The sequence below is a fragment of the Bradyrhizobium sp. RD5-C2 genome, assembly GCF_019972155.1.
Classification (GTDB): Bacteria; Pseudomonadota; Alphaproteobacteria; order Rhizobiales; family Xanthobacteraceae; genus Bradyrhizobium.
Genome location: NZ_BOVL01000018.1, coordinates 22,878 through 39,631, shown reverse-complemented (window position 1 = coordinate 39,631; position 16,754 = coordinate 22,878). Strand labels below are relative to the sequence as shown.

17 protein-coding genes are annotated in these 16,754 nt (G+C 63.2%); 5 read left to right on the top strand and 12 right to left on the bottom strand.

The window, feature by feature from the left end:
• Positions 1 to 17: 17 nt before the first annotated feature.
• Positions 18 to 944 carry a 4-hydroxy-3-methylbut-2-enyl diphosphate reductase gene (gene ispH, locus BraRD5C2_RS20710; protein WP_223970862.1) on the bottom strand — a complete coding sequence of 309 codons (927 nt, stop codon included), beginning with the start codon at positions 942 to 944 and terminating at the stop codon, positions 18 to 20.
• 452 nt (positions 945 to 1,396) lie between these two features.
• Between ispH and hpnN the strand changes: the two genes are divergently transcribed.
• Positions 1,397 to 4,012, top strand: a complete 2,616-nt coding sequence (hpnN, locus tag BraRD5C2_RS20705) for a hopanoid transporter HpnN (protein ID WP_223970860.1) — start codon at positions 1,397 to 1,399, stop codon at positions 4,010 to 4,012.
• 128 nt (positions 4,013 to 4,140) lie between these two features.
• Here hpnN and BraRD5C2_RS20700 read toward each other — a convergent pair whose 3' ends face one another.
• Complete coding sequence (locus tag BraRD5C2_RS20700) at positions 4,141 to 4,797, bottom strand: DUF2147 domain-containing protein (RefSeq protein WP_223970858.1); 657 nt, start codon at positions 4,795 to 4,797, stop codon at positions 4,141 to 4,143.
• A gap of 102 nt (positions 4,798 to 4,899) precedes the next feature.
• Between BraRD5C2_RS20700 and hpnO the strand changes: the two genes are divergently transcribed.
• Complete coding sequence (gene hpnO, locus BraRD5C2_RS20695) at positions 4,900 to 6,291, top strand: aminobacteriohopanetriol synthase HpnO (RefSeq protein ID WP_223970856.1); 1,392 nt, start codon at positions 4,900 to 4,902, stop codon at positions 6,289 to 6,291.
• A 204-nt stretch (positions 6,292 to 6,495) separates the two neighbouring features.
• On the opposite strand, the gene BraRD5C2_RS20690 is transcribed toward hpnO, so the two are convergent.
• The 4 genes from BraRD5C2_RS20690 to BraRD5C2_RS20675 form a co-directional block, all read right to left on the bottom strand.
• Entirely contained in the window at positions 6,496 to 7,260 is a 765-nt protein-coding gene (locus BraRD5C2_RS20690; protein ID WP_223970855.1) for an anti-sigma factor family protein, read from the bottom strand.
• Complete coding sequence (locus BraRD5C2_RS20685) at positions 7,257 to 7,814, bottom strand: sigma-70 family RNA polymerase sigma factor (RefSeq protein ID WP_223970994.1); 558 nt, start codon at positions 7,812 to 7,814, stop codon at positions 7,257 to 7,259. Before BraRD5C2_RS20685 ends, BraRD5C2_RS20690 begins: the two co-directional genes overlap by 4 nt.
• 94 nt (positions 7,815 to 7,908) lie before the next feature.
• Positions 7,909 to 8,232, bottom strand: a complete 324-nt coding sequence (locus tag BraRD5C2_RS20680) for a cupredoxin domain-containing protein (RefSeq protein WP_097670580.1) — start codon at positions 8,230 to 8,232, stop codon at positions 7,909 to 7,911.
• 12 nt (positions 8,233 to 8,244) lie between these two features.
• Positions 8,245 to 9,198, bottom strand: a complete 954-nt coding sequence (locus BraRD5C2_RS20675; protein WP_223970852.1) for a metallophosphoesterase family protein — start codon at positions 9,196 to 9,198, stop codon at positions 8,245 to 8,247.
• A gap of 251 nt (positions 9,199 to 9,449) precedes the next feature.
• On the opposite strand from BraRD5C2_RS20675, the gene BraRD5C2_RS20670 reads away from it, so the two are divergent.
• Complete coding sequence (locus BraRD5C2_RS20670; protein ID WP_223970850.1) at positions 9,450 to 9,857, top strand: GFA family protein; 408 nt, start codon at positions 9,450 to 9,452, stop codon at positions 9,855 to 9,857.
• A gap of 90 nt (positions 9,858 to 9,947) precedes the next feature.
• Here the strand turns inward: BraRD5C2_RS20670 and BraRD5C2_RS20665 are convergent, their stop codons facing one another.
• The 3 genes from BraRD5C2_RS20665 to BraRD5C2_RS20655 all read right to left on the bottom strand — a co-directional run bounded on the left by BraRD5C2_RS20665 (position 9,948) and on the right by BraRD5C2_RS20655 (position 11,316).
• Positions 9,948 to 10,214, bottom strand: a complete 267-nt coding sequence (locus BraRD5C2_RS20665; protein ID WP_223970848.1) for a hypothetical protein — start codon at positions 10,212 to 10,214, stop codon at positions 9,948 to 9,950.
• Between the two features lie 113 nt (positions 10,215 to 10,327).
• Positions 10,328 to 10,756 (bottom strand): universal stress protein, encoded by a 429-nt coding sequence (locus BraRD5C2_RS20660; protein ID WP_223970846.1) that lies wholly within the window; start codon positions 10,754 to 10,756, stop codon positions 10,328 to 10,330.
• 185 nt (positions 10,757 to 10,941) lie between these two features.
• Positions 10,942 to 11,316, bottom strand: coding sequence for a Spy/CpxP family protein refolding chaperone (locus BraRD5C2_RS20655; protein WP_223970844.1), 375 nt, complete (start codon positions 11,314 to 11,316; stop codon positions 10,942 to 10,944).
• A 385-nt stretch (positions 11,317 to 11,701) separates the two neighbouring features.
• Here BraRD5C2_RS20655 and cax point away from each other — a divergent pair, with 385 nt between their 5' ends.
• Positions 11,702 to 12,805 carry a calcium/proton exchanger gene (gene cax, locus BraRD5C2_RS20650; RefSeq protein ID WP_223970843.1) on the top strand — a complete coding sequence of 368 codons (1,104 nt, stop codon included), beginning with the start codon at positions 11,702 to 11,704 and terminating at the stop codon, positions 12,803 to 12,805.
• A gap of 28 nt (positions 12,806 to 12,833) precedes the next feature.
• Here the strand turns inward: cax and BraRD5C2_RS20645 are convergent, their stop codons facing one another.
• Entirely contained in the window at positions 12,834 to 13,316 is a 483-nt protein-coding gene (locus BraRD5C2_RS20645; RefSeq protein ID WP_223970840.1) for a hypothetical protein, read from the bottom strand.
• Between the two features lie 501 nt (positions 13,317 to 13,817).
• Here BraRD5C2_RS20645 and BraRD5C2_RS20640 point away from each other — a divergent pair.
• Positions 13,818 to 14,033, top strand: a complete 216-nt coding sequence (locus BraRD5C2_RS20640) for a hypothetical protein (protein WP_223970837.1) — start codon at positions 13,818 to 13,820, stop codon at positions 14,031 to 14,033.
• Positions 14,034 to 14,147: 114 nt separating this feature from the next.
• Here the strand turns inward: BraRD5C2_RS20640 and BraRD5C2_RS20635 are convergent, their stop codons facing one another.
• Together BraRD5C2_RS20635 and BraRD5C2_RS20630 are read right to left on the bottom strand one after the other, a co-directional pair.
• Positions 14,148 to 15,065, bottom strand: a complete 918-nt coding sequence (locus BraRD5C2_RS20635; RefSeq protein WP_223970834.1) for an alpha/beta fold hydrolase — start codon at positions 15,063 to 15,065, stop codon at positions 14,148 to 14,150.
• Between the two features lie 7 nt (positions 15,066 to 15,072).
• Positions 15,073 to 16,692, bottom strand: a complete 1,620-nt coding sequence (locus BraRD5C2_RS20630; RefSeq protein WP_223970832.1) for a GMC family oxidoreductase — start codon at positions 16,690 to 16,692, stop codon at positions 15,073 to 15,075.
• Positions 16,693 to 16,754 lie beyond the last annotated feature (62 nt).

The following is a 16,754-nucleotide window of genomic DNA, read 5'->3' as shown; positions in this document are numbered from 1 at the left end:
AGGGAATTGGGTTTAGATCAGCCCGCAGTCAGTTCGGCCGGCAGCCGGAATTCGATATTCTCTTCGCGGCCCGGAACGACCGAGACCGATACCGGTCCGATGCGCCGCAGGGCCTCGATGACATCGTCGACCAAAACTTCAGGTGCCGATGCACCCGCCGTGATGCCGACGGCCTTCGCATCCTTCAGCCAATCCGGGTTGAGCTCGCTCCCATCGGCAATGAGATAACTCGCGACACCAACCTCGGTGCCGATCTCACGAAGCCTGTTCGAGTTGGAACTATTGGCGGCCCCCACCACCAAAATGACGTCCACCAGCTTACTTAGGTCCCTTACCGCAGATTGGCGGTTCTGTGTCGCATAGCAGATATCCCTGATGTCCGGGCCTTGAATATCTGTAAATTTTGCCTGAAGGGCCGCGATGATGTCCCGGGTGTCGTCCACGGACAGGGTGGTCTGGGTGATATAGGCGACCGGAGCGTTGGTCGGCAGCCGCAATTCCGCCACATCCTGAATGCTCTGGACCAGCAGGACCGGCCCCGGAACCTGCCCCATGGTTCCCTCGACCTCGGGATGGCCGGCATGTCCGATCAGGATCAGGGCGCGGCCCCTCGAGATATAGCGTTTGCCCTGGTTGTGGACCTTGGTGACGAGCGGGCAGGTGGCATTGAGCACGGGCAGGTCGCGGGCCTCCGCCTCCTCCTCGACGCTCCTGGCGACGCCATGGGCACTGAAGACGGTCACCGCCTTGGCCGGCACTTCCGACAGGTCCTCGACGAAGATCGCGCCCTTCTTCTTCAGGCTTTCGACCACGTATTTGTTGTGAACGATCTCGTGGCGGACATAGACGGGCGGGCCATACTTCTGCAGCGCGCGTTCGACGATTTCGATCGCGCGCACAACGCCCGCGCAAAAGCCGCGCGGCTGGGCAAGAAACACTTGCATAGGTCGTCCGTTACGCAAATTGCACCAATCTCATTCCATGCCCTGCGGCCTTTTCGGCAACGCACTCCGCCTGGTCGGACGCCGCAACATCAGTTGCAATGTCCGCACCATCTCAGGTCGTGCACGTGATCCGCGCCCTCAAGGGCATGGAAATACAGGGATTTGTGGCAAAAAGGTAGCGCTTCGAGCGGATGAGTAGCCAGCTAGGTGAGGGAACTGAGGTAATATAGTGTGGATTTCGGGGCCTGCGACCGTCCGTCTCCCTCACTTGTTCGTCACTTTATCGCCCACTCCTGCGGTCTATACCGGCGACTAGTGGCCGTTCCTGTGCTTTGGAACCTCCTCGCATCTCGTCGGCGAAGGTAACCAAAACAACATTAGATCGGTCCCCGGAACTCCGCTACAGAGCGGGCGTTTTCGGCCATGCTTCCCCGAGATTAGAAAGAAACGAAGTGCTGACAAATATTGTCGTCTCCGTTGTTAGGACCTGTACGCGTTTTGCCCTTCCGGTTGTCATTCTCGCTGTGCTGCTGTCGATCGGCGCCGGCTTCTATACGGCTCGCAATTTCTCGATCAATACCGACATCAACAAGCTGATCTCGCCCGATCTGGACTGGCGCAAGCGCGACAACCAGTTCGAGGAAGCCTTTGACCGCGAGCGGTTGATCCTGGCCGTCGTCGAGGCAGCGACGCCCGAGCTGACCAGCTCGGCCGCGAAGGCGCTCACCGCGAAGCTGCAAGCCGATAAGAAGAACTTCGAGGCGATCACCGCGCTCGGCTCCGGCGAATTCTTTGAGAGGAACGGCCTGCTGTTCCTGCCGACCGAAGAGGTTGGCAAGGTCACGGGCCAGCTCGAATCGGCCGCGCCGCTGATCGAGATCATGGCCGGCGACCCTTCGATCCGCGGGCTGACCGGTGCGCTGGAGACCGGCCTTGCCGGCGTCAAGCGCGGACAAGTCAAGCTCGACAATGCCGCGCCGCCGTTCAACCTGATCTCCGAGACCGTCGAGACCATCCTTGCCAAGGGCGGCGCGACCTTCTCATGGCGTGAGCTCACCAGCGACAAGCCGCTGACCGATGCGGACAAGCGCGCCTTCATCGAGATCAAGCCGATCATCGACTATTCGGCGCTGGAGCCGGGCAAGGGCGCAACCGACGCGATCCGGCAGGCGGCCGCCGATCTGAAATTCCCGACCGAATATCACGCGCGCGTTCGCCTGACCGGACCCGTGCCGATCGCCAACGAGGAATACGCCACCGTGCAGGACGGCGCGATCACCAACGGCATCGGCACCGTGGTGATCGTGCTGATCATCCTCTGGCTGGCGCTGCACTCCGGCAAGATCATCTTCGCCGTGTTCGTCAACCTGTTCATCGGTCTTGCGCTCACCACGGCGGTCGGCCTGATGATGGTCGGATCGCTGAACCTGCTCTCGATCGCCTTCGCGGTCTTGTTCATCGGTCTCGGTGTCGATTTCGGCATCCAGTTCAGCGTTCGCTACCGCTCTGAGCGCTTCAAGAACGACAATCTGACGCTCGCGCTCGAGAACGCTGCGCGCCGCTCAGCGGTGCCGCTATCGCTTGCGGCGATGGCGACGGCCGCCGGCTTCCTCTGCTTCCTGCCGACCGATTACAGAGGCATCTCCGAGCTCGGCAAGATCGCCGGCGCCGGCATGCTGATCGCATTCCTCACCAGCATCACGGTGCTTCCGGCGCTGCTCGATCTGCTCAATCCGCCCGGCGAGAAGGAAGCGGTCGGCTACGCCTTCCTGGCACCTCTCGACCACTTCCTGGAAAAGCACCGCATCCCGATCATCGTCGGCACGATCCTGATCTCCGTCGCTGGTTTGCCACTGCTCCACTACATGAAGTTCGACTTCAACCCGATCAACCTGCGCAGCGCGAAAGTGGAATCGATCGCGACCTTCCTCGACTTGCGGAAGGATCCGAACACCGGCGCCAACGCCATCAATGTGATGACGCGCTCGGAAGCCGACGCCAAGAAGATCGAGGCCAAGCTCGAGAAGCTGCCGGAAGTGTCGCGCGTGGTGTCGCTCGACAGCTTCGTGCCTGACGACCAGCCGGCCAAGCTGAAGCTGATCGCGCAGGCGGCCAAGACGCTCAACCCGGCACTCAATCCGGATTCGGTTGATCCTGCGCCGTCCGATCAGGAGAATGTCGAGTCGCTGAAGAGCTCGGTCGACAGCCTGCGCAGGACCGCGGGCGACAGCAAGGGGCCGGGTGCGGTTGCCGCGCGCCGGCTCGCCGACGCCCTGCAGAAGCTCGCCGATTCGAACCAGGCGATCCGCGACAAGGCGCAGGACGTCTTCGTCGCACCGATGAAGATCGTATTCGACCAGCTCAAGAACACGCTGCAGGCGCAGACCGTCACGTTGCAGAACCTGCCGCCGGAACTGGTCGCGAGCTGGAAGACCAAGGATGGCTTGATGCGCGTCGAGGCGGAGCCGAAGGGCGATCCGAACGACAACGACAATCTGCGCCGCTTTGCCGACGCTGTGCTCGTTGCCGAGCCGACCGCGATCGGTGGGCCGATTTCAATTCTGAAATCCGGCGATGTCGTCGTCGACGCATTCATTCACGCCGGCATTCTGGCGCTTGTGGCGATCAGCGTGCTGTTGTGGCTGGCATTGCGCCGCGTCGTCGACGTGTTGCTGACGCTGGTGCCGCTGCTGGTTGCCGGTATCGTCACGCTGGAGATCTGCGTGCTGATCGGGCTGCCGCTCAACTTCGCCAATATCGTCGCGCTGCCGCTGCTGCTCGGCGTCGGCGTCGCGTTCAAGATCTACTATGTCACGGCGTGGCGCCAGGGCAGGACAAACCTGCTGCAATCGAGCCTGACGCGCGCGATCTTTTTCAGCGCGCTGACCACGGCGACCGCGTTCGGCAGCCTGTGGCTGTCAAGCCATCCCGGCACCGCGAGCATGGGCAAGCTGCTCGCGCTCTCGCTCGTCACCACGCTGGCGGCGGTGTTGCTGTTCCAGCCGGCGCTGATGGGCAAGCCGCGCGAGGTCGGCAAAGAGGAGGATATCGCCAACGACGTCACCTGACGCCTAGGCGGTTCGTTTTCGATCCGGCTTGGCGGCAGGTGCCGCCGAGCCGTGATTTCAGACCGAGCGATCCAGTCATCCCGGCGCGCGCGTGAGCATCTGTGCTCTCGCGCGCGATCTCACATCCGCTAGTGCGTCGGTCGCGCGATGTCCGGCAGCAGGCAGATATCGCCCACGACGTCAGCAGACGCATTGGCGCTGCCTGGGGCATTAGCTGCTTGCTTTTGACCCGGCTTGGCGGCAGGCGCCACGGCGCCGGTGGTCTTCTGCGGTGCTGCCGATTTGGGCAGGGCACCCTTCGCTGCCGGGCTGCCGGCGATAGGCGGGTTGCCGGCGACGCTCATGGGGATCGGCGGACCGACGCGGGTCCAGGTCTCGCCGCCGCACAGGAAGCCGAGCACGCAGCCCTGGATCTCTAGCTGATCGGTGCCGACGGGCTTGATGGTCGAGCTGTAGAGCTGGCCGTCCTTCGCGTTGTAGACTTGGCCTTCCCACGCGTCGGTGCCGGCCTTCTTCTTCATGTCGATCAGGATCGGCATACCGAGCGTCGGCCTGGTTTGCTTCGCAGGATCAGGATTGTTCTTATCCTTGCCGCCGGGGGTTTTTTCCCAGGACACAGCACCCCACATGTTGCCATTGCACTGGGCGACGCGGATGGTGGCGACACCGTCTGCGACCTTCCAGTCGCCGGTCGGGTCCGCTGCAAATGCCGGTGATAATACGGTGGCCAAAAATAAACCTGAAAAGGCTATTGTACGCGCGAAAGTTCTTGGGCAGTGCAACATGGTCCAAACCTGTGCTTATCTAGACGATCCGAGCGGGGGTCAAAACGCCGCTAGCGAGCGTTTTAAGTTGACGAGATGGCCATCAACCGACGTATGTAACGAATGGTAAGTTCCAATTTAGACGTTTCCGAGATATTTGTGGAGCGCGAGGGGCAGCGCGGTGCCATGCACACGCGTCACCTCAACGAGCAGCTCGTTCGCGTCCTCAAGACCATCGGCTACGACGTCGGCTTCCAGAAGGGGCAAGGCCAATACCTCTTCGATCGTCAGGGGGCTCGTTACCTCGATCTATTGAGCGGATTTGGCGTTTTTGCGATTGGCCGCAATCATCCGGACCTGCGCAAGGCGCTGAGGAGCGTGCTCGACGCCGATCTGCCGAATCTGGTGCAGCTCGACGTCTCGACGCTGGCCGGCGTGCTCGCGGAACGGCTTCTGGAGTATGTCCCATATCTGGACAAGGTGTTTTTTGCCAATTCCGGTGCCGAAACCGTCGAAGCGGCGATCAAGTTCGCGCGCGGCGCCACCGGCCGTCCCGGTATCGTCTATTGCGGGCATTCGTTCCACGGCCTGTCCTACGGCGCGCTGTCGCTGACAGATGATTCGAATTTCCGCAGCGGCTTCGAGCCGCTGCTGCCGGGCTGCACCGCGATCCCCTACAACGACCTTGAGGCGCTCGAGAAAGCGCTGTCGTCGCGCCAGGTCGGCGCATTCATCGTCGAGCCCATCCAGGGCAAGGGCGTCAATATGCCCACCGACGAGTTCCTGCCCGGCGCGCTGGCGCTGTGCCGCAAATACGGCACGCTGTTCATCGCCGACGAGATCCAGACCGGCATCGGCCGCACCGGCAAGTTCCTCGCGATCGAGCATTGGGGCATCGAGCCCGACATGGTGCTGCTGGCGAAGGCCCTCTCCGGCGGCCACGTGCCGATCGGCGCGCTGCTGACGCGCAAGAACATCTTCGACAAGATCTTCAACCAGATGGATCGCGCCGTCGTGCATGGCTCGACCTTCGCCAAGAACGATCTGGCGATGGCCGCCGGTATCGCCACGCTCGATGTCATCAAGGCCGAGAAGCTCGTCGAGAACGCCGCTAAACGCGGCGCCGAGCTTCGCCTTGCGCTGACGCGCATGGTGCCCGGTTATGAATTGATGAAGGAAGTCCGCGGCAAGGGCCTGATGATCGGCGTCGAGTTCGGTCCGCCGAAATCGCTGCGGCTCAAGGCGTCGTGGAATCTGCTGGAGACCGCCAACAAGGGCCTGTTCTGCCAGCTGATCACGGTGCCGCTGTTCAAGGATCACAAGATCCTGACCCAGGTTGCCGGCCACGGCCTCCACACCATCAAGCTGCTGCCGCCGCTCATGATCACCGAAGAGGACTGCAGCTGGATCGAGAAGTCGTTCGACGACGTGATCGCCGGCAGCCACAAGGTGCCCGGTGCGATCTGGTCGCTCGGCAAGACGCTGGTCGACAACGCGGTGCGCAAGTCGGCGTAAGCCCGAACCTGTAGCCCGGATGCAGCGAAGCGAAATCCGGGGTTTTCGATCCTTGCGAGCCTGTTCCCGGATTTCGCTTCGCTTCATCCGGGCTACAAGATTTGGTCATTGCGAGCGAAGCGAAGCAATGCATCGCACCAAAGCGGAGGCATGGATTGCTTCGTCGCTGTCGCTCCTCGCAATGACGAGGCGTGACCGTTTTATTCACCCTTCCTTGTTGGCGTGCATCGCGCTCTCGAACTTGTCGCCGAACTCCGTCAGCTCATCGGCGCCGAGGTCGCTGACCGCCCAGTAATTCAGGCCGCGGTCGCTCCAGCGCCGGATGTTGAAGCCCTGCAAGGTCGAGATCTTCGCCGACTTCCGCTCGGTGCTCGCGGTCTGCGCCACGAACAAATTGATGACGTGCTGGCGGCGCTTGTAGACCACCGCGCCGATCTCGCGGGCGTTGACGTAGTCGAGCCGGCCGCCGATCAGGGTAAAGCCCTGCGCGGTGAGATCGATCACCGGCGGCGAGACGTCGAGCTTGCCGTTGAACCAGGGCTTGACCGTATGCTGATCGGTCGAGACCACGTCGATGAGGTGGCCGGCCTGCAGCGAGCGCAGATGCGCCGACACCACCTCGTTCTCGACGCGCTGCTCGTCGTCATTGCGCAGCACGATCGCGACGAGGCCGGTCGCGGCCATCGCCGACACGGCGGAGCCCATCGCGAAGCCGCGCAGCACCGAGCGCCGGGTCGGCGCCGCCTGCGGCTGCGGCAATGATTTCTCGATCTTGCGGCGCAGCTCGAGCGGCGCCTTGTAGCGCACGTCGCTCTCGGCGATCGCCTGGCGGATCTCCTGATACTCCTTCATCAGGGCGGCGCAATGCGCGCAACCCTCGATATGAGCTTCCACTTCGCGTGCATGGCCGGCGTCGAGTTCGCCGTCGATCAACGCGTGGACCAGCACTTCGGCTTCCTCGCAGTTCATTTCACTTGCTCCTGTTCCGCAAGCCAGGCCGATCGCAGCATGGCGCGGGCGCGTGCGAGGCGGGACATCACGGTGCCGACAGGCACGGCGGCGACATCGGCGATCTCGCGGTAAGAAAGATTCTGGATTTCCCTGAGCACGAAGGTCTCACGGAACGGCTCGGCGAGCGCCGCAACCAGCTTGCGCACGGTGTCGCCGTCGAAACGGCGCAGCAGCTGCTTTTCCGGTGTCTCCGGCGCCTCATTCCACAGCGGGGTCTGATCGCCGCCCTCGGGCAGCTCCTCGACCGCGGTGGGGGCGGTCTTGCGGCGGGCATATTCGGCGCGGCAGACATTGCGCAGGATCGCAAACAGCCACGGCTTCATCGCGGGTCCACGGTAGCTGTCGAAATGCTTGAAGGCGCGCAGATAGCATTCCTGCACCGCATCTTCTGCGTCGGCGGCATCGCGCAACAAATAGCGTGCCAGGGTGTAGGCGTCGTCAAGGTACGGCAGCGCGGCTTCGCGAAAGCGCCGCGCCTTTTCGGGATCGTCTTGCGACGCTTTGACAACCATCGTGTCCTGCCCGGCATGTCGAGAGACGGCTTGTGCCCGGCCGGGGGCGGAGGGCCACCGGCCGGGCATGGCTGTGATTGTATGGGTGGTCACGTTACCCAACCTTGATACTGCCTGTCATGTGCGGATGGAGCGAGCAGAAATACTTGTACTCGCCGGGCTCCGTGAAGGTGAACGAGAAGGTGCCGTCGGTATCCATGGTCTTGGAGCGGAACTTGCCCGCGCACACCACGGTGTGCGGGATGTCGTCGCGGTTGGTCCAGGTCACGGTGGTGCCGACCTTCACGTCGAGCGGGTTCGGCGCGAACGAGAAGTTGTCGATGTGGACCGCGGTATCTTCGGCGCGGGCCGCCGTGACCGGCAGCAGCATGGTTGCGACCACGGCTATACCGAAGTCGCGTCGATTGATCGAACTCATCGGTCTCGTCCCTTAGCCCTGCAACGGCGTGTCGATGATCGCCAGCGGCTGGCCGTTCTGCTTGAAGTTGATGCTGGCGACGCCGAGCATGCTGCGCAGCTTGGCATCCTCGACCTTCATCGGGCCGGGCGAGGGGGCAGCACCCGGTGCCGGCTGCGGGAAGGCAGTCGAACGCGCGGTGTGGAAAGTGACGTTGCCCTCGACCTTCTGCATCACCTGGTGGATGTGGCCGTTGAGCACGGTGACCGAGCCGAAGCCCTTGACGTATTCCAGCGCGCGGGCGCCGTCCTCGGTGCCCCAGCCCCATTGCGGATAGACCGTCCACAGCGGGATGTGGGCGAACAGCACGATCGGCGTCGACTTCGAGCGGCCCTTGAGGTCGTTCTCGAGCCATTCGAGCTGCTCGTTGCCGAGATTGCCGAGGCCGCCGCCCTTGAGGTCGACGACGTTGACGAGACCGACGAAATGCACGCCGCCGGCGTCGAAGGAGTAGTAGCCCGGACCCTTGGTGCCCTTGCCGTAACGCTCCTTGTAGAGCTTGATCTCCTCGTCGATGAAGTCGTGCTCGCCCGGCACGTAGTGCACGTCGAGCTTGGCCTGCGAAATGATGCGGTCGGCGTCATCGAATTCGGACGCCTTCGACAGATGCGTGATGTCGCCGGTGTGGATCATGAACGACGGCTTGACCTGCATCGCCCGGACCTTGTTGATGGCCTCTTCAAGCGTGCCGATGGCATTCGGGTTGGCCGGCTTGTCGAAGCCGACATGGCTGTCGCTGATCTGCATGAAGGTCATGCCGGTGGCAGCTTCAGCTGCGGCCGCCGAGCCGACGATGCCGAGCGAATGCGGCACGCCGCCGGTGACCGTCCAGAGTACGCCGGTGCCGGCCCAGGTCATGCATTCCAGCACCTTGCGTCGGCTGACGCCTTTCTCTTCATCGTGGTGATCGTGATCGTGTCCGCTCATGACAAGTCTCCCATGGGCCCAGGGATTGGGTTTCCGGGGAGGTGATCGGCGGGCCTAAGGGTTTATTCCCGCGGCTTTGGAGGGGGTTGGGGGCCGGGATGACGATTTCGTGAGAGCCGGAAAGCCGACGGCGTCATGGGCAGCCATATGGCCGGCGCGACAGGTGGACGCAAGGGCAAGATGCGCCATTGAAGGCGTAGGGCCTGCAACGCTATCGACCCCGGCAAACTACTGATCGGTCGGAGGAAAATATGTCTGAGGTCACCGGCGGCTGTCACTGCGGCGAGGTTCGTTACGAGGTGACCGGGAAACCGGTCGTCCATGCGCTGTGTCACTGCACCGATTGCCGACGCCATGCCGGCGCGCCGATGGTCGGTTGGGTGATGGTCGCTGAAGGCATGGTCAAGGTGACCAGGGGGCAGCCCACCATCTACCGGTCCTCCGAGCATGGCCGACGGCATTTCTGCGCGAATTGCGGCACCGGGCTTTTCTACACCAATGGCAACATGTTGCCCGGCTTGATCGACATTCAGAGCGGCACCTATGACGATCCCGATGCGGTGCCGGCCACGATGCATATCCAGGTCGCGGAGCGGTTGCGCTGGATGGAAACGGCGCATGAGCTGCCGACCATCGAGCGCTATCCGTCGCAGGAATGACCGGCCGCCGACGGGCGCAGCGGCGCTGATGCGCGCCGCAACATAGATGAACGGCCGCAACAAAGCTGTCTTGCAGCCGTCAGCATAGTGTCAGCGCTCCTGCATAAGAATGGCAGACTTCATTCGCCACACCGGGAGATCTTCATGAGCGACCACGCAGGCGTTGAGCATCACCACAAGGCCGCCGAGCACCACGAACACGCGGCGCGTCATCACCGCGAAGCCGCCAAGCACCACGAAGCCGGCGACCATCACAAGGCGGCGCATCACGCGCACAGCGCCCATGGTCACGCCAGCCATGCCCAGCATCACCACACCGAGGCCAGCCGGCATCACGCCGAGCACCACGGTGAACACTAAAAAACGTTCCAGTACTGCGTGAGTGGCTTCCGCCGTCCCCGCAAGGGGACGGCGCTTTCTTTTGGCGGGCGCTGCGCGCTGACGCTCTTATTCGTCGAACGTCCGATCATTCACGGACAAACCAGCACGGGCGTTTTTGCCTGCGCCAGCACCTTATTTGTCACACTGCCGATCAGAAGCACGGAGAGTCCGCTGCGTCCGTGCGACGACATGACGATGAGATCGCAACCCCTGTCCGCGGCCGCCGCGATGATCGCTTGATGGGGTTGCCCGTTTTCCGCCAGCACCGTCTCGCAGGGAATGCCGGCCTCCCTGGCCGCATTCGCCGCTTCGTTCAGCGCTTTCGTGGCCTGCTCCTTGCGCATCTCGGCATAGTTGGCGATCGTGTCACGGAAATGCCCCGTCAGTTCCGAAAACGGCTCCACGGCGAAAATCACGGAGACCTTGGCTCCGATGGATTTTGCGAGCGCCATCCCTTGGGCGATGCCGTGCTTCGCTAGTTCCGATCCATCCGTCGGAATGAGAATATGCCGGTACATGCTTCAACTCCCGTGGTGCTTCAGGAATTCGCAAGCGAAGAGCGACGCGGGACGGAAGGCGAGACTTGAAGGTCGTCTGAACGAGGCAGCAAGACGTCACGTCGTGGCCCGAACGCTTGAGAAGCCTCGGCAAGGCAAACCCGGCGCTGCGGAATGTCGTCCGAACAGCGCTGCGCCATCCAGCCCTATTCGTCCTCGTCTTCCGGACCACCGTGCTGCTCGATCGCATTTCGCATGCCGCGCATGACGGCGAACGACACGAAGGCCATCCTTCGCTTCTGGTCATCGCTTAATGTCTTGTACAGCGGCTCCCAGGCATCGGAGAGCTTCTTGAGGTCGGTCCCGCGCTGAATCAGCCGGTCCGCTCTGCGTTGCATCATCTCGACCGGATTGCCGTCATGAAGGCCGTCCATCGCGCCGTTCTCGTGCAATTCGGCAATCCGCTCCAGCCGGGCCTGCCGATTTTTCGCCCGCGTGCGGATCGCATCCTCGATCGCCGGCCAGTACTTCTCCTGATCGGGGGTGAGTTGCAGGGCGGCTTTGACGATGCCGACGCGCATGTCGGTCAGGCTCTTGAGGTCGGCGGCGCTGGGTGACGCGACGCCGACAGTCGGGGATGTCTCTGCTGCGAAGGCGAGAGACGAGGTTGTCACCAAAAATGCAATCGCTACGGCGGCTGCGTTCCTCGTCATTGCAAACTCCTGAGCTGCTATCGCGGATGTCCGCGAGAAGAGACACACAAGCTGGTCAGCCGCGGCTTGATCTAGGTCAAAGGGAAATATGGACGCGCTTCTGACCGTTCGGGAAATGCCGTGGGACTTCGCGTAGACCGGCGTGGCTCAGCGGTGGCCGGTGAGACGACGGCGACGGATTGAGCTAGATCAAGATCGAGCGGTCCGTGGTGATCAAAAGGTGCTGTCCAAGTCGTTTCGACCGAGCGGTACCATGCACCTTCTGCTCAAGGAAATACGACATAATCCACTGCTTTGGATGTTGATCTTCGTACCGATCGTTCTGGCGGTCGAAACGGCAGCTCCGTCCGCCCATACGGCGCTGTTTGTGCTCGCTGTCCTGGCCATCGTGCCATTGGCTGCCCTTCTCAGCCACGCGACGGAGAGCGTCGCGGAGAAAACGGGCGATGCGATCGGAGGCTTGCTCAACGCAACCTTGGGAAATCTGACCGAGCTGATCATCGCGATCGCAGCGTTGCACGCCGGAGAATACATGCTGGTCAAGGCATCGATCGCCGGTGCCATCGTCACCAACTCGCTCTTCATGCTTGGCGCATCGTTCCTGCTCGGTGGGCTCCGCCATCACGTTCAAGAGTATAATCGAGCTGGCGGGAGGATGTACGCGGCGTTGCTGCTGATGGCCACGATTGCTCTGCTCGCGCCCTCAGCCGTCGCCGACCTTGATCCGGCACGCGGCCAAGCCATGGCGCTCGCTCTCAGCACAGGCCTCGCCGTGCTGCTGATAAGTGCCTACGGGCTGGGCCTGCTGTTCTCGCTCAAGACCCACAAGGAGCTGTTCGCAAGCGAGGAGCACGGCGAGACCGGCAGCCCCGGCTGGCCGATCGGACTTGCGGTGGGTACGCTTCTCGCCGTCACGGTGCTGGTTGCCCTGGTCAGCGAGATATTCGTGAGTTCAGTGCAGAAAGCAGGCGAAACGCTGGGATTGAGCCCGGCGTTCGTCGGTTTCATCATCGTCGCGCTGGTTGGCGCCGCGGCGGAAATGGCGGTCGCATTCTCCGCGGCGCGCAAGAACCGGCTCGACATGAGCGTCAGCATTGCGCTCGGAAGCGCTTCGCAAATCGCCCTGTTCGTGGCGCCTGCGCTGGTTCTTCTAAGCTATGTGATCGGTCCGAAGCCGATGGACTTGCAGTTCTGGCCGGGCGCCGTGACGATGGTCATGATCGCTTCCGTGACATCCTGCTTCATCACCAACAGCGGACGGTCGGCATGGTTCATCGGCGCCTTGCTCGTGTTGATCTATGCGATTTTTGCCATGACGCTGTACATGGTGCCGCCGGGATCGCACGCTCCGGTTTGACCATCCGTCCAACGACTGCCCAGCCGGATCAGTATTGATACTGCTGCTGCGGGCAGATCATTTGACCGTATCGATCATGATAGCAGCCCTGGTTGCCGTAGTAGCCATAGCTGCCATAGTACGCGCCGGCCGCGGCCGCGGCGCCGGCCGCCGCAGCACCATAGCCCCAGCCTGGTCGATAGTAGCCGCCGCCATAACCGGGATAGCCGGCGACCGAGCGGCCGGGGCGTCCTGCAATCGGTCGGCCCGGATAGCCCGGACGGCCGGCGATCGGGTGTGAGGGGCGCGGGCGGCCGGCAGCGCGATATCCTCCACCATGGATCCTTCCGGCATGCATCCTTCCGGCACCGGCATGCATGCCGCCGCCACGCATCCCACCGCCATGAAATCCGCCGCCTCCGCCGCCACGGAAGCCGCCGCCTCCTCCACGGCGGGCATAGGCGTCATCAGGAACGAGGCAGACAGCAACGAGGAGCAGAACTGCCAGAGCGGCGAGGATGCAACGAAGCATGGCGTGTCCTCCCTAGCGGACGAGGTTGCGAACCGTGAAGCAGCATCATACCAAGGGCGCTGGGTTGACGTAGATCAACGGAACGCAATCGCGTTCGAGATGCCGGGTTCCGCGGGCGCCTTCGTGCAACCGCGACAGGCGCCTGCTTTCAAATCTCCTCCGGCACAATCTGCACTTTGCTGTCGAAGCGGCCCTGCTTAGAATGCCGGACTTCGGAGGTTACGTGACTTGTCGTGTCACCTCTCAGTCAGGCGACAGCCCCATCCATTGCCGAGTTCACCAACGTTTTTTCGCTTGCGGCCGTGCGCAGTTGGAATAGTTGAACCAACCTCGATCCGAGGTGTTCTGTGGCGCCGGAACCCCGCGATTTGCAGCGGCGATGATGAGGACGGGTTCGGAGACATCAGCCTCGCAGGCAACATTCTGCGGGGCGTCTCTCCAATCTCGATCGCTTTGGCCGTGTTCTTGCGCAGTTGGCATCGCCTCGGGGAGAGAACGAACGTGCGGAAAGCGGATGTAACGTGCGCGTGCTGTGGCGCAGGTTTCCGGCGGTTGGAGCTATGGTCCGAACCCGGTGCCGAAGGTGAGTATCACTGTCCCGTTTGCGACTATTTGCTTGAAGCATTTGATGGCACCAACCTGATCGCCTATCGGCTGACGATCCAGCCGGTGCGCGCACCGGTCTATTCGGTGAAGCAACTCGACGATCGACGATGACGTGACGTTCGGCTGCCATCGGCGCGCAACTGGTCAGTATCGTCCAGGTCCAGCCCAAACCTGGCCTGGACTCATCTCGCTTCGGTTTTCGAGGTCGATGCGGACGTAGCGCGCCTATGAGAAGGTGTCGCGGCCCGCGCGCTCGGCAAACGTTCTGATCGCCGCAACCATTAGGTCCGGCGCTTCCTGCGCGACGCAATGCCCGACGCCGTCGAACCTCCAGCGGCTGGCGTGCGGGATCAGGGCGGCGGCGCGGTCGGCCATCTCCTTGTAGACCGGCCATGACTGTTCGGCCGTGGCGATGCGGATCGGGCAGGCGATCTCGGAGAACCACGGGAACGGATTGCCGCGCGCATCGCCGGTGTAGATCTGCTCCATGGCCTGGAAGATCGGCCCGAGCAGTGCCGACTCGATCTCGGGCGTACAGCGCAGCCGCATGCGGCCATCGTCGAGCCGCGCAAAGCCGTGACGGACATAGGCCCACAGCGAGGGCTCGGTCCACGGCGCGAACGCCGGCGCGGCGCGCAATCGCCGGAACAAATCGTCGGCATTGTCGAATTCGGCGCGGCGACGCAACACGCCTTGCACCGATGCGTTCGCGATCTCGCTCAGGCCGCCGCTCCGCGGCGTGCGCGGATCCATCGCGGTCGGCTCCGTCACGAACAGCCGCAAGAAGCGGTCCGGCATCAGCTTCGTGGCGAGCATCAGGTCGGTCGCGCCGGCGCTGTGACCGATGCCGTAGATGTCACGGAGATCGAGGCGTTCGACCACCATGCAGAGATCGTCGGCGAAATCCTGGAACTGATAGCGCTCGGCCGCCGGCTTGTGGCTGAGGCCATGGCCGCGGCGGTCGAGCGCATAGACGGTGTAGTCGGCGGCCAGCGCTTCGGCCACCTCGGTCCACACTTCGGCGACAAAGCCGGTGCCGTGCAGCAGCAGCGTCGGCGGCTTGCCGGAGGCCGGTTCGCCCCATCGTGCCAGCGCGATCTGTGCGCCGGCATCGCCAACGAGAATGCGCTTGCTGGAGTTCATCGTCGTTCTATCGCGCATCCTGCAGGATCATCGCAGCCGCCTTCTCGGCGATCATCGCGGTCGGCGTGTTGGTGTTGCCGGAGGTGATGGTCGGCATCACGGAGGCATCCGCGATGCGCAGGCCGTTAAGGCCGTAGAAGCGAAGGCGTTCGTCGACCACGGCCATCGGATCGTTGGCCGTTCCCATCTTCGCGGTGCCGACGGGGTGGAAGATCGTGGTGCCGATGTCGCCGGCGGCCTTGGCGAGCGAGGCGTCGTCGTCGCCGACCGAGGGGCCGGGCAGGAATTCCTCGGGGCGATATTTCTCCAGCGCCTTCTGCTTCATCAATCTGCGCGTGGTGCGGATCGCGTCGGCTGCGACCTGGCGATCGTCCTCGGTCGACAGGTAGTTCGGCGCGATCGACGGCTTGTCGTCGGGCGCGGTCGAGCGGATCCGCACCGTGCCGCGCGAGGTCGGCTGCAGGTTGCAGGCGCTCACGGTGATCGCGGGGAATCGATGCAGCGGGTCGCCAAATTTGTCCAGCGACAGCGGCTGCACGTGGAACTGGATATTGGCGCGCGAGCGCGTCTCGTCTGAGCGCGTGAAGATGCCGAGCTGCGACGGCGCCATGGTCAGCGGCCCGCGGCGTCGGAACGCGTAGTCGAGGCCCATCAGGCCGCGGCGCACGAGGTTGTAGTAGGTCTCGTTGAGCGTGCGCACGCCGGAAACCTTGTAGATCGCGCGCTGCTGCAGATGGTCCTGCAGATTATGGCCGATGCCCTGCACGTCAGCCACGATGTCGATGCCGAGCGGAGACAGCCATTCAGACGGGCCGATGCCGGAACGATGCAGTACCTGCGTAGTGCCGATCGAGCCGGCGCAGAGAATCACCTCGCCCTTGGCCCGCGCCTCCACCGTCTCGTTGCCCTGGCGGAACTCGACGCCGGCGGCGCGGCCGCTCTCGATGATCAGGCGGTCGACCAGCACGTCGGTCTCGAGCCTGAGATTGCTGCGGTTCAGCACCGGCTTGAGGAAGCCGCGCGCCGACGACCAGCGCCGCCCACGCTTCTGGTTGACGTGGAAGTAGCTGGTGCCTTCGTTGTCGCCGGTGTTGAAATCCGGGATGCGCTTGATGCCCATCTCCTCGGCGGCATCGCCGACCGCATCGAGGATCTGCCACGACAGCCGCGGCGCTTCGATGCGCCAGCCGCCGCCCACACCGTGATGCTCGCTCTCGCCGAGGAAGTGATCCTCCAGCCGCTTGAACGCCGGCAGCACGTCGCTGTAGCTCCAGCCGGTGAGGCCAAGCTGCCGCCAGTGATCGTAGTCGGCGGCCTGGCCGCGCATCGAGATCATGGCGTTGATCGCCGACGAGCCGCCGATCACCTTGCCGCGCGGATAGGCGAGCGCGCGGCCGTTGAGACCTGGCTCCGCCTCGGTCTTGAACATCCAGTCCGAGCGCGGATTGCCGATCGCGAAGAGATAGCCGACCGGGATGTGAAACCAGATCCAGTTGTCCTTGCCGCCGGCTTCCAGCAGCAGCACGCGCTTCTTCGGATCGGCCGACAGGCGGTTAGCCATGATGCAGCCCGCCGTGCCTGCGCCGACGATAATGTAGTCGAAATCACCCTCGAGCCTTCGCGGCATGTCCTCATTCCCGGCAAGCGTCTTTTGTTGGGCTCTTATTAGTCAGACGCAGCCGGTCGAGA

What these genes read in the sequence shown, in the direction of transcription:
- BraRD5C2_RS20630 (WP_223970832.1), bottom strand. Translation starts at nt 16,692, where the DNA reads ATGCCGCGAAGGCTCGAGGGTGATTTCGACTACATTATCGTCGGCGCA.
- cax (WP_223970843.1), top strand. Translation starts at nt 11,702, where the DNA reads ATGCACCTTCTGCTCAAGGAAATACGACATAATCCACTGCTTTGGATG.
- BraRD5C2_RS20635 (WP_223970834.1), bottom strand. Translation starts at nt 15,065, where the DNA reads ATGAACTCCAGCAAGCGCATTCTCGTTGGCGATGCCGGCGCACAGATC.
- hpnO (WP_223970856.1), top strand. Translation starts at nt 4,900, where the DNA reads ATGGTAAGTTCCAATTTAGACGTTTCCGAGATATTTGTGGAGCGCGAG.
- BraRD5C2_RS20685 (WP_223970994.1), bottom strand. Translation starts at nt 7,814, where the DNA reads ATGGTTGTCAAAGCGTCGCAAGACGATCCCGAAAAGGCGCGGCGCTTT.
- BraRD5C2_RS20680 (WP_097670580.1), bottom strand. Translation starts at nt 8,232, where the DNA reads ATGAGTTCGATCAATCGACGCGACTTCGGTATAGCCGTGGTCGCAACC.
- BraRD5C2_RS20645 (WP_223970840.1), bottom strand. Translation starts at nt 13,316, where the DNA reads ATGCTTCGTTGCATCCTCGCCGCTCTGGCAGTTCTGCTCCTCGTTGCT.
- BraRD5C2_RS20660 (WP_223970846.1), bottom strand. Translation starts at nt 10,756, where the DNA reads ATGTACCGGCATATTCTCATTCCGACGGATGGATCGGAACTAGCGAAG.
- BraRD5C2_RS20700 (WP_223970858.1), bottom strand. Translation starts at nt 4,797, where the DNA reads ATGTTGCACTGCCCAAGAACTTTCGCGCGTACAATAGCCTTTTCAGGT.
- BraRD5C2_RS20655 (WP_223970844.1), bottom strand. Translation starts at nt 11,316, where the DNA reads ATGCGCGTCGGCATCGTCAAAGCCGCCCTGCAACTCACCCCCGATCAG.
- BraRD5C2_RS20675 (WP_223970852.1), bottom strand. Translation starts at nt 9,198, where the DNA reads ATGAGCGGACACGATCACGATCACCACGATGAAGAGAAAGGCGTCAGC.
- ispH (WP_223970862.1), bottom strand. Translation starts at nt 944, where the DNA reads ATGCAAGTGTTTCTTGCCCAGCCGCGCGGCTTTTGCGCGGGCGTTGTG.
- BraRD5C2_RS20670 (WP_223970850.1), top strand. Translation starts at nt 9,450, where the DNA reads ATGTCTGAGGTCACCGGCGGCTGTCACTGCGGCGAGGTTCGTTACGAG.
- BraRD5C2_RS20690 (WP_223970855.1), bottom strand. Translation starts at nt 7,260, where the DNA reads ATGAACTGCGAGGAAGCCGAAGTGCTGGTCCACGCGTTGATCGACGGC.